This is a genomic window from Halomonas sp. BC04 (assembly GCF_000568385.1).
In genome coordinates this window covers 1-11,365 of record NZ_AZQX01000170.1, presented here as the reverse complement: position 1 = coordinate 11,365, position 11,365 = coordinate 1, and the positions used below count along the sequence as shown (strand labels likewise).

The following is an 11,365-nucleotide window of genomic DNA, read 5'->3' as shown; positions in this document are numbered from 1 at the left end:
GCTGGCGCGCTGGGTCAGCCTCAGGTGGCGATAGGCGCCGCTGCGGGCATGGTGCAGGCTCTCCAGCGACGGGGTGGCGGTGCCCAGCACCAGCGGGATGCCATGGTGGTGGGCACGGGCCACGGCCAGGTCCCGGGCATGATAGCGCAGCCCCTCCTGCTGCTTGAACGAGCTGTCGTGCTCCTCATCGACGATGATCACGCCGGGGCGGGAGAGCGGTGTGAAGATGGCCGAACGCGTGCCGATGACGATGGGGGCCCGCCCGCTGGCGGCGGCTTCCCAGGCGTCCAGGCGCTCATTGTCGGTCAGCCCCGAGTGCAGTGCGACCACCGGGACCTGGAAGCGCTGGCGGAAACGGGCCAGGGTCTGGGGGGTGAGGCCGATCTCGGGAACCAGCAGCAGTGCCTGGCGGCCGCGCTTCACCACGGCTTCGATCAGTTGCAGGTAGACCTCGGTCTTGCCGCTGCCGGTGACCCCGTGGAGCAGGCAGGGATGGAAGTGATCCAGGCGCTCGTGGATGGCCGCTAGGGCCGCTGCCTGCTCCCGCTTCAGCGGCAATGACGGTTCGGCCAGCAGGTGGCCGCTGGCTGGCTGGGGAGAGGCCGTCAAGGGGGTCTCATGGCGCTGGAGCAGGCCCTTCTCCACCAGGGCCAGTAGCTGCTCGCGGGTAAAGGACTGGGCCAGGATCGCCTGAGTCGGCAGGCCGTGGGGATGCTGGCGCAGCATGGCCAGCAGTTCGGCCTGGCGGGGAGCTCGCTTGAGACGCTCGTCGTCCGGCTGGCCGCCACTGTCGATGGCCCGCCACTGCTCGCGCATGCGGCCCGCCAGGGGACGGCCCTGACGCAGCAGCACCGGCATGGCCTGATGCAGGGTGTCGCCCAGCGAGTGCTGGTAGTAGCGGGCGGTAAAGCGGCAAAGCCAGAGCCAGTCGGCCGGCAGTGGGATTGCGTCCAGCCACTCCTCCACCGGCTTCAGCTTGGCCAGTGGCAGTTCGCTGTCCTGGTGGCAGCTCTCCACCACGCCCACCGCCTGGCGGCGACCGAAAGTCACGCGAACGCGGATGCCCGGCTGCCAGCCTCGGGCGGCGGCGTCTGGCTTGGACGATAGTCGAAAAGCCGGCGCAGTGGCGTGGGGATGGCCACGCGCAGTACGCGGGGGATGCTGCAAGATGCGTCGGGCAATTGGCCTCCGGCCTCGGCTCTGCTAGAATGCTCCGCCGTCGTGGCGCCTGGCGCGCCCGGCGGCAACCGGTTAGAGACGACAGACAACCCGTATGCGGTGCCTGGCAATGGATCAGGTGGCGGCATACCGCTCCATGAGGCTCAAGATGAAACAAGGTATCCACCCCGATTACAAGATGGTCACCGCCACTTGCTCCTGTGGCGCGACCTTCGAGGTCGGCTCCACGGTCGGCCATGACCTGTCACTGGACGTCTGCTCCCAGTGCCACCCCTTCTATACCGGCAAGCAGAAGCAGGCGACCACCGGTGGTCGCGTCGAGCGCTTCAACAAGCGTTTCGGTGCCGCCATCAAGCGTGGTTGATGCGAGCATTGCCCGCGGCTGCGGCCGAGAGGAAACCCGCCCAGGTGGCGGGTTTCTTTTTGCCTATACGTTGGAGGTGCGCAGCGATAAGCAATGACTTATGACTGATCTGTTGAGCATAAGTTACAGCAAATGGCTTCGAATGGTCATGAAAAGGCAAAGAAAATGCGCGAACCGGGCGGGCATTGAGGAGTGGAAGGTTTTTCTATATTCTGTTTTTCTCTTCCCTACGTTACTCGGATACCGGATCACAGCATGACAGACGCCAAGAAGCAGGCCGCGCTGGACTATCACGCCAAGCCCATTCCCGGAAAACTCTCGGTGGAGCTGACCAAGCCCACCGCGACGGCTCGTGATCTCTCTCTCGCCTACAGCCCCGGTGTCGCCGAGCCGGTCCGTGAAATTGCCCGTGACCCGGAGAACGCCTATCGCTACACCGGCAAGGGCAACCTCGTCGCGGTGATTTCCGATGGCAGTGCCATTCTCGGCCTGGGTAACTTGGGTCCACTGGCCAGCAAGCCGGTCATGGAGGGCAAGGGTGTCCTGTTCAAGTGCTTCGCCGGCATTAATTCGGTGGATATCGAGGTCAATGCCGAGAGCCCCCAGGCCTTTATCGACACCGTGGCACGTATTGCCGACACCTGGGGTGGCATCAATCTCGAGGATATCAAGGCGCCCGAGTGTTTCGAGATCGAGCAGGCGCTGATCGAGCAGTGCAGCATCCCCGTGTTTCACGATGATCAGCATGGTACCGCCATCGTCACCGCGGCGGGCATGCTCAACGCGCTCGATATCGCCGGCAAGCGACTCGAGGATGCCAGGATCGTCTGCCTGGGCGCAGGCGCGGCAGCCATCGCCTGCATGAAGCTGTTGATCTCCTGCGGTGCCCGTTCCGAGAACCTGGTCATGCTCGATCGCCGTGGCGTCATCCATGCTGGTCGCGAGGGACTCAACCCCTACAAGGCGATGTTCGCCGTGGAAACCGACAAGCGCACCCTGGACGACGCCATCGATGGTGCCGATGTCTTCATCGGACTTTCGGGTCCCAACCTGATGACGGCCGACCATATTCGCAAGATGGCGCCCAACCCCATCGTCTTCGCCTGTACCAACCCGGACCCCGAGATCAACCCTGAGCTGGCTCGCGAGACCCGGCCTGACGTGATCATGGCCACCGGTCGCTCGGACTACCCCAACCAGGTCAACAATGTGCTGGGCTTTCCCTTCATCTTCCGCGGTGCGCTGGATGTGCGCGCCACGCGCATCAACGAGGAGATGAAGGTGGCGGCGGTGCACGCGTTGAAGGATCTGGCCCGCGAGCCGGTGCCCCAGGCAGTGCTCGATGCCTATGAGCTCGACCACATGGCGTTCGGCCCCGAGTACATCATCCCCACCCCGGTGGATGTGCGTCTGCTGGAGCGGATTACCTCGGCGGTGGCCCAGGCGGCCGTGGATTCCGGCGTGGCGCGACGGCCCTATCCGGCCCACTACCCGCTCAAGACCGTGGCTGACGTCTACGGCAATTGATTTCCCTGCTTGTCCCCGTCACTGCGCCGGCCCTTGGGCCGGCGCAGTGCGTTGAGGGGCGCCGACGCCTTGGCGCTACCAGGTGTAGAGCAGCGTGACGTTGGTGGTGTGATCGGTGTTGGCCACGGCCGTCTCGGGGGGATTGGAGTTGTGCTTGGCTTCATGCGACAGCCGCAGGGAGAGTCGCGAATTGAGGCGGGCGGTGAGTGAGGAGAGCGAGCGTGAGGTCGTGTTCTCATCGGTGGATTCGACGGACATCTCCTGGCGCAGGCTGGCGAATTGCGAGAGGGCCCAGCGATAATCGAGGGCGCTGTAGATCACGCCGAGTCCCCGGTTCTCTTCATTGTCGATACGATCATGGCGGTAGCCCGGGCCGGCTTCGAGGGACAACTGGTGGCGTTCGCCGTCGATGATGTCTCGTCCGTATCCGCCAATGGCGGTGGATTGCTGGTCGTAGCCGCTGAAGCGATCCTTTTCCCAGCGGGCAAAGCCGAACAGATAGTGGGGGCCATCGAAATCGTAGCGCTCCCGACCCGAGAGCAGATACTGCTCGGCGCTGGTATCGCCGTCGCGGGTGACGTTACGCACCTCGCCACGCAGGGTATGGGTCCAGTCGCCGGTCAGCCAGGAGAGTCGGCCCCTGCCGATCAGGGTCTGGCTGTCGGTATTGCCGGAGAGGTGGGTGTAGCCGAGCTCGGCTTCGCCGCTGAAGGTGGGGGCTTCTTCATCGGGAGGGGGTGGGGCATAGAAGAGTCCGCTCGCCTGGGCGCTGCCAGGAAGGGCGATGCCGGAGAATGCCAAGAGGCCGAGGGCGATCCAATTAGACGTTGTAGGGCGTTGCATGACAAGGCGTACCTGCGTTTCCGTGAGGCTGGACCGCATGGGAGTGCGGCAGACGCGGTTGGCAAGACGTAAGGGGCGGCGTCCCTGCCGCCCGGCGAGGCTATCGGCTCAGAAGATCGCCTCGTAGCTTCCGCTCCCCTGGGAGCCACTGCTCTGTTCGACTTCCTGTTCGATGCGGCGAGGCTCCATGTCCGGCAGGTAGTCGGGGTGGAAGATCTCGTTGATGCCGCCGGACTGTCCGTCGGCAAGGCGCCGGCCGGTCTGCCCGTCGACCCTGGCCTGCACCAGGCCCGAAGGCCTTTCTGGCCTGGCCTCGGGGCGGCCGTCGAGGGCGTGCTCCATGAATTCGATCCAGATCGGCAGGGCGGCATTGCTCCATACTCGGCGATCGTTTCGTTATCGTCCTTGCCGATCCAGACGGTCGCCACCAGGTCGCGGTTGTAGCCGGCGAACCAGCCGTCGCGCTGGTTGTTGGTCGTGCCGGTCTTGCCGACCACGTCGCTGCGGTTGAGGCTGAGAGCGGCGCGTCCGGTGCCGGTTTCGATCACGTCACGCAGCATGTCGGTGAGGATATAGACCGCAGTGGGATCGGCCACCTGGGGCGCGACCTGGTAGACCCGGCCGTCGATCTCCACTTCGGTCTGGTCGTCGCGACACTCCCGGCAGGCAATCATCGGGCTGGCCTCTTCGATGAGGTTGTCGTCGCTGATGCGAGTGACACGATCGATGAACCAGGGCGAGACCTGATAGCCGCCGTTGGCCAGCACAGCATAGGCGTTGGTCATCTCCAGCGGGGTCAGGTCGGCGCTACCCAGGGCCAGTGACAGTCCGCGAGGGAGTCGACTCGAAGCGAAGCCGAAGCCTTCCAGATAGTTGATGGTGGCGTCCAGCCCCAGTGTCTGAAGTATGCGAATGGTCACCAGGTTGCGTGAGCGGGCCAGGGCGACGCGTAGCCGTGTCGGGCCGAGGAAATCGCCGCTGGCATTCACCGGGCGCCAGATTTCGTTGCTCCCATCCTGCAGCACCACCGGGGCGTCGTTGACCACGCTTGAGGCGGTCATCAGGCCGGTGTCGAGTGCCGCCAGGAAGACGAACGGCTTGAAGATAGAGCCGGACTGCCGCTGGGCCTGCACCGCTCGGTTGAACTTGCTGGCATTGAAGCTGAAGCCGCCCTGCAGGGCGAGAATGGCGCCGGTGTCGGGCTCCAGCACCACGATCGAGCCTTCGGCGCCGGGCCGCTGGGAGAGGCGCAGGCTACCGTCTTCCCGTTGCAGGATGCGCACCAGGTCGCCAGTGCTGGCGATCTCGGATGCGGAGCTCGGCTCGGGGCCGCGCGCCCGTGGGCTGCGATAGGCACGGGCCCAGCTCAGGCCGTCCCACTCCACGGTGCGCAATTCGCCGCCGCGCGTCATGACCTGCATCTCGCGGCCTTCGCTGGCAACCACGATGGCGGGCTGCAGGGGGCCGAGCCCGGGGGTGCGTTCCAGCAGGCGCAGCCAGTTGCTGACATCGCCATCGACACCCTCGACCTCGGTCTGGCTGCGTTCAGCCGCCTGGCGGGCCGTTTCCAGTATCTCTGGTGATTCGGACAGCTCCTCCTCCAGGCCTCGGCGCTCGGTGCGCGCCTGGGCCTCGGCAAGGCTGCCAGGGACGTCGGTCTCTTCCGGCCCGCGCCAGCCGTGCCGGGTGTCGTAGGCGATCAGGCCGTTGGCCAGGGCGTCACGGGCAAAAGGCTGGAGGTCGCTGTCCAGGGTGGTGTGAATGCGATAGCCGCCGGTATAGGCCTCCTCACCGAAGCGCTCGATGGCATACTGCCGTGCCATCTCGGCGACATAGTCGGCGTCCACCTCGACCTGGGCGAAATGGCGTTGCGCGGTGATGGGCTCCTGAACGGCAGCCTCATAGCTGGCCTGATCGATATTGCCGAGCTGACGCATGCGATAGAGAATCCAGTTGCGCCGGATGAGCGAGCGTTCGGGATTGGCCAGCGGGTTGAAGGCGGAAGGGGCCTTGGGAAGCCCGGCAATCATCGCCTTCTGGGCCAGGCTGAGTTCCTCGAGGGGCTTGTGGTAGTAGACCTCCGCCGCTGCCGCAATGCCGTAGGCGCGGTTCCCCAGGAATATCTTGTTGACGTAGAGCTCGAAGATCTCCTCCTTGGTGAGGATTCGCTCCATCTGCAGTGCCAGCAGGATCTCGCGGATCTTGCGGGTGAAGGTCCGGTCCAGGGTCAGCAGGTAGTTGCGGGCCACCTGCATGGTGATGGTAGAGCCGCCGGACTGGATATCGCCGCCGCTGGAAGCCAGCTCCACGGCGGCTCGTGCCAGGCCGCGCGGATCGACGCCGCGGTGTTCGAAGAAAGCGGCATCCTCGGCGGCGAGAAGCGCCTGGATGAATTCTGCGGGAATCTCGTCGAAATCCACCGCCATGCGGCGCTCTTCACCATATTCGCCGATCAGCTTGCCGTCGCGGGTGAAGATGCGCAGGGGGGTGTGCAGCTCGAAATCCTGAAGCTGACGCACGTCGGGTAGGCCGGGTGTGAAGTAGAGGGCTGCGCCGGCCACACCGAGCAGGGCCGTGGTCGATAGCGCTATCAGCAGCCAGAAGGCCGAGAAAATCAGGGTCTTGATCCACTTCATGAAAAGACGGTATCCGTGATGAGGGCAGGAAGGAAAGGGCGACGATGGAGCGGGCCTTCACTGGCGACAACCATTATATGAATCCAGGCCGTCGGCCACCAGCGTTGAGGCGACGGAAGTCCAACTTTGTGTGACTAAGGCCAATATCATGTAACCTCGTTCCTAGAGTTCAAGGTACTATCTTTCTGAGCCTTGTCGTCCAGGCGACCTAAGGCGAACTGACCGATAACAAGCGGAATATCGCGACTGAATACGCAGGAATAAGAATTGATGCGACTCAGAGCTTCCGGCAAGGGGCTGATAGGCGTCGATATCACCTCGGCAACGGTCAAGCTGATCGAGCTCAGGCGGGCCGGCTCCCATCATCAAATCGACAGCTACGCCGTCAGGCCCTTGCGGGAAGGTGCCGTGGTGGAGCGACGCATTCGTGACATGGGCGAGGTGGCCGATGCCTTGCGCCGTGCTGTGGAAAGCGCGAGACCCTCTTCCAAGCTTGCCGTGGCTGCCGTTCCGGCCAGCGCCGCGATTACCAAGACACTGACGCTACCCGCTTCGCTCAATGACGATGAGATCGAGGCGCGTATCCAGCTTGAATCAGACAAGCATATTCCGTTTCCGTTCAGTGAGGTCGCCTTCGACTTCCAGCGGCTGGGGCTCAATGCCCGTTATGGCGACCAGCAGGACATCCTGCTGGTCGCCTGTCGTCAGCAGGATGTCAATCAGCTCACCGACGCACTGGTGCAGGCGGGCCTGACCCCGGCGGCAGTGGATGTGGAAACCTTTGCCATGGAGCGCGCCTTCACCGAGCTGCGCCATCAGTTGCCCCCTGCCGGCGCAGACGACGACTGCGTAGCGCTGGTCGATATCGGGGCGACCATGAATGCCTTTCACGTCTTGCGAGAGGGGCGAATCACCTACAGCCGGGACACCGTGTTCGGGGGGCGGCAGCTGACCGAGGAGATCCGCGTCCGTTACGGCTTGACCCTGGAAGAGGCGGGCCTGGCCAAGAAGCGTGGCGGCCTGCCCGAGGATTACCAGACCAGCGTGCTGGCCCCCTTCCTGGACACCCTGGTCCAGCAGGTCGGTCGCTCGCTGCAGCTCTACTATACAGCCGGCCGCAAGCACGAGGTGCGGCGCATGGTGCTGGCCGGCGGGTCCAGCGTGATCCCCGGCCTGGCGGAGCGGCTGGCGCAGGAGAGTGGCATGGAGGTCGTGATCGCCAACCCCTTCCTGCGGATGCGGATCAATACTCGCATCGACGTCCAGACACTCGCCAGCGATGCGCCCGCCATGCTGACGGCATGCGGGCTGGCAATGAGGTCGGCACCATGACGATCGAGATCAACCTGCTCCCCTGGCGAGAGCGTCAGCGAGAACGTCGCAGCCGGCGCTTCTATGTTGCCATGGCGCTGGTGGCGGTCCTGGGTATGGTGGGCGGCCTGGGCATGACCTATCACTACCAGGAAGCGCTTGCGGCCCAGGAGCAGCGCAATGCCCATGTTCGTGACCGGATTCAGGGCATGGAGGGTGATATTCGCTCGATCAGCGAATACGAAGCCATCCGTGAGCGCATGATCGGCCAGATCGAGGTCTTCAGTGAATTGCAACGGGGTCGCTCGCAGACGGTAGAGGTCTTTCGTGACCTGGCCAACAGCCTGGTCGACGGCGTTCACTATACCGAACTGAGTCGGCAGGAGAGTCGCTTGAGGCTCTCCGGTCGCGCGGAAAGCAATCATCAGGTATCCGATCAGTTGCGAGCATTGTCCGCTGCGGCTTCGCTTTCCGAGCCGGTGCTGTCCGAAGTCGAGTCCGATGGCGGCGCCAGGCGGCGCTTCAGCTCAGTGTGACCCAGTTGGCAGGCCGGTCGTCCGGCGGCGATGGGGAGGCACCATGAGCCTACAGGCTGAGCTGCGTCGCTTGCGCGAACTCGATTGGCGAGAGCTGGACATCAAGGAGGCGGGCGCCTGGCCATGGTTGCTGCAGGTGATCTGCTGCGCGCTGATATTCGGCCTGACCTTTGCCGGCATGCACTGGTATCTCGCCAGTCCCAAGGCGGTGGAGCTGCAGCAGCTGGAGGCGGAAGAGCGCCAGCTGCTGCGCGACTATCGCAACCGTGCCGCCCAGGCAGCCCGGTTGCCGGACATGCTCGAGCAGATGACCGTACTCGAGTCCCGCATGGATCGGCTCATGGCCATGTTGCCGTCGGGGGCCGAAATCCCATCGCTGATCGACAGCATCAGCGAAATCGCCATCGATAACCAGCTGTCGATTGATTTCATTCGCTTGCGTGGCACCGTGGAGCGCGATTTCTATATCGAGCGGCCCTTCGATATCCAGGTGGAGGGGCGGTATCACCACATCGCCGCCTTCCTGGCCGGCATCGCATCGCTGCCGCGTATCGTTACCCAGCATGACTTTACCCTGGCGCCGGTGGAGGGGAGCGATCGCCTGAGGCTGTCAATGCTGGCGCGCACCTACAGCTATCTTCCATCGGCCCAGGAGGCGTCGCCATGAGCAGTAGACGACACCGCTGGTTGGGGGCAAGCGCTGGGCTGGTGCTGGCGCTTGCCGGCTGTGCGGACCCCCAGCTCTCGTCTCTCGACCGCGAGCTGGCCGAGATCCGCGCCAATCCGGGCATGCCGGAGCCGCTGGAACTCCCCGAGGTGCCGCGTTACGCGCCGACGCCCTATGAAGAAGGGGACCGTCGCAGTCCCTTCCGGCCTCAGCTGCCGGAACCGGAAGCGAGGCCGGCAGGGGATGCAGGAGTGGCACCGGATGCCGACCGGCCGCGGGAGCCGCTGGAAACCTATTCGCTGGAAGAGCTGGAGCTGGTCGGCGTGCTGACCATGGGCGGGCAGTCCAATGCCTCATCAAGGCGCCGAATGGAGAAGTCCATCGCCTGCAGGTCGGGAGCTACATGGGAGGCGACCACGGCAGGATCGTCAGTATCACAGGGTCTTCGGTGCAGCTGGTGGAGCTGGTGCCAACGGGCGGTGGCGGCTGGGTTGAGCGCAACACGCGCATCGCACTGGACAACGACTAGCCAAGACGGCTGCATCGCCGCGCCCAAGCAGGGGTGTGGTCTCAGGCGGGGGGAAGGGGAACGATGAAACAGATGATTCGCGCAATGGCAGGGCTCTGCCTGCTGGCAGTGTCCTCGGCGGCACTGGCGGCGACGACACTGACCGGCCTGGATTTTCGACAGGGCGAGAGCGGGGAGCTCCAGGTGGACCTCACCTTCAGTCACGGGGTGCCGGAGGTGCGTGGCTATCGGTTGGACGACCCTGCACGACTGACCATCGACCTGGTCGATACCGCCAATCAATTGGAGCAGCGTCGGATGGAGCTGGGAATCGGGGGGGTCGAGCAGGTTACCGCCCTCGAGGCGGGGTCGCGGACACGGCTGGTCTTCAACCTGGATGGCCCACTGCCCTACGACACCACCCAGCAGGGTGATCGACTCAGGCTCTCCATCGGCGGCGGGGCGGCGGTCGCGCCGACGACAGCGGTCGCGCAGCAGCCGGTGGCTCGCCAGGCGACACCCGCACCGGCACCCGCACCCGCCAGCGGTAGGCCTGTGATCGAAGATATCGACTTCCGCCGCGGCGAAGGCGGCGCGGGAAGGCTGATCGTGACGTTCGACCGCGCTGGCGTCGATGCGCGGGTGCGGGAAGAGGGGCGTAACCGCATCGTTGCTGACATTCGCGACGTGGAGCTTCCCGCCTCTCACGACCAGGTGCTCGATGTCAGTGACTTCAATACGCCGCTGCGCCGGATTACCCCGCGGGTCGGTCGTGATGGCGTGACCTTCGATATCGAAGGTAGCGGCGAGTTCGCCATGCTCTCCACCCAGAGCGGCCGCCAGTTGACCATCGAGGCGCAACCGGTTGCCCAGGCAGAGCGTGACCAGCGGGTACGCCAGCAGTTTCCCTATACCGGCGAGCGTATCACGCTCAATTTCCAGGATATCGAGGTCCGCTCGGTGCTGGCGGTCATTGCCGACTTCACCGGCCTCAACCTCGTCGCCAGCGATAGCGTGACCGGACGGGTCACCCTCAACCTCCAGGACGTGCCCTGGGACCAGGCGCTGGATCTGGTGCTCAAGAGTCATGGCCTGGCCAGTCGCCAGGAAGGCAACGTCATTGTCGTGGCACCTGCCAGTGAGCTGGCCAATATCGAGCGTCAGGAGATCGAAGCCAGGGCGCAGGTGGAGACCCTGGCGCCGCTGGTCTCGGAGTACGTTGAGGTCAAGTATGCCCGGGCCGAGGATCTGGCCCAGTTGCTGCGGGGTGGCGATGGCTTCGGCCTGCTCACCGAGCGTGGCCGGGTGGCGGTGGACCAGCGCACCAACATGCTGCTGATTCAGGATACCGCCGACCAGGTGCAGGAGATCCTGCGCACCCTCGACCGGCTCGACGTGGCGGTTCGCCAGGTGCAGATCGAGGCGCGCATCGTGATCGCCCGCGATGGCGTGACCCAGCAGCTCGGTGTCAACTGGGGGGTCTCATCTTCACGTCCCGTGCGGGGCGTTTTTGGAAGCAGTACCCGTGATGGCTTAACTTTCGGTGACGGGATATCGCTTAACGAAGGCGGCCGAGTGGATCGTCGGTTTACTGAGCGCTCCACACGAAGTGGTGGTTTGGCCGTTGATCTGGGTGGCTTCGACAATGCTGTATCGACTTTCGGCTTCGGCTACCTGTCGGGTGATATTCTGCTTGATTTGGAGTTACGTGCGCTGGAGAGCGAAAACCAGAGCCAGACCATCTCCCAGCCGCGCATCATTACGGCCAACCAGCGTAAAGCGACCATCATCCAG

At 64.4% G+C, this 11,365-nt stretch carries 8 protein-coding genes and 2 pseudogenes; 7 read left to right on the top strand and 3 right to left on the bottom strand.

Annotated elements, in window-relative coordinates:
- Positions 1-1,307 (bottom strand): annotated as a pseudogene (gene priA, locus Q427_RS11925) (replication restart helicase PriA); the annotation flags it as partial.
- A 20-nt stretch (positions 1,308-1,327) separates the two neighbouring features.
- On the opposite strand from priA, the gene rpmE reads away from it, so the two are divergent.
- On the top strand, positions 1,328-1,543 hold the full coding sequence (gene rpmE, locus Q427_RS11920) for a 50S ribosomal protein L31 (RefSeq protein WP_043514107.1): 216 nt from the start codon (positions 1,328-1,330) through the stop codon (positions 1,541-1,543).
- Positions 1,544-1,798: 255 nt separating this feature from the next.
- A complete protein-coding gene (locus Q427_RS11915; protein WP_043514105.1) occupies positions 1,799-3,070 on the top strand; it encodes a malic enzyme-like NAD(P)-binding protein in 1,272 nt (423 codons plus the stop codon).
- 75 nt (positions 3,071-3,145) lie between these two features.
- On the opposite strand, the gene Q427_RS11910 is transcribed toward Q427_RS11915, so the two are convergent.
- Together Q427_RS11910 and Q427_RS11905 are read right to left on the bottom strand one after the other, a co-directional pair.
- A complete protein-coding gene (locus Q427_RS11910; protein ID WP_043514103.1) occupies positions 3,146-3,913 on the bottom strand; it encodes a DUF481 domain-containing protein in 768 nt (255 codons plus the stop codon).
- 108 nt (positions 3,914-4,021) lie between these two features.
- Positions 4,022-6,549, bottom strand: a pseudogene (locus Q427_RS11905) (penicillin-binding protein 1A).
- A gap of 270 nt (positions 6,550-6,819) precedes the next feature.
- Between Q427_RS11905 and pilM the strand changes: the two are divergent.
- The 5 genes from pilM to pilQ form a co-directional block, all read left to right on the top strand.
- The gene (pilM, locus tag Q427_RS11900) at positions 6,820-7,881 is read left to right on the top strand and encodes a type IV pilus assembly protein PilM (protein ID WP_043514101.1); all 1,062 of its coding nucleotides are present in this window, start codon (positions 6,820-6,822) and stop codon (positions 7,879-7,881) included.
- The gene (locus Q427_RS11895) at positions 7,878-8,396 is read left to right on the top strand and encodes a PilN domain-containing protein (protein WP_051496312.1); all 519 of its coding nucleotides are present in this window, start codon (positions 7,878-7,880) and stop codon (positions 8,394-8,396) included. The genes pilM and Q427_RS11895 overlap by 4 nt, the downstream gene beginning before the upstream one ends.
- A gap of 43 nt (positions 8,397-8,439) precedes the next feature.
- Complete coding sequence (locus Q427_RS11890) at positions 8,440-9,063, top strand: type 4a pilus biogenesis protein PilO (protein ID WP_043514099.1); 624 nt, start codon at positions 8,440-8,442, stop codon at positions 9,061-9,063.
- Positions 9,060-9,659, top strand: coding sequence for a pilus assembly protein PilP (locus Q427_RS36870; RefSeq protein WP_442905481.1), 600 nt, complete (start codon positions 9,060-9,062; stop codon positions 9,657-9,659). The genes Q427_RS11890 and Q427_RS36870 overlap by 4 nt, the downstream gene beginning before the upstream one ends.
- A gap of 5 nt (positions 9,660-9,664) precedes the next feature.
- Positions 9,665-11,365, top strand: a 1,701-nt coding sequence (pilQ, locus tag Q427_RS11880; RefSeq protein ID WP_081785962.1) for a type IV pilus secretin PilQ, incomplete at its 3' end; no start/stop codon positions are given.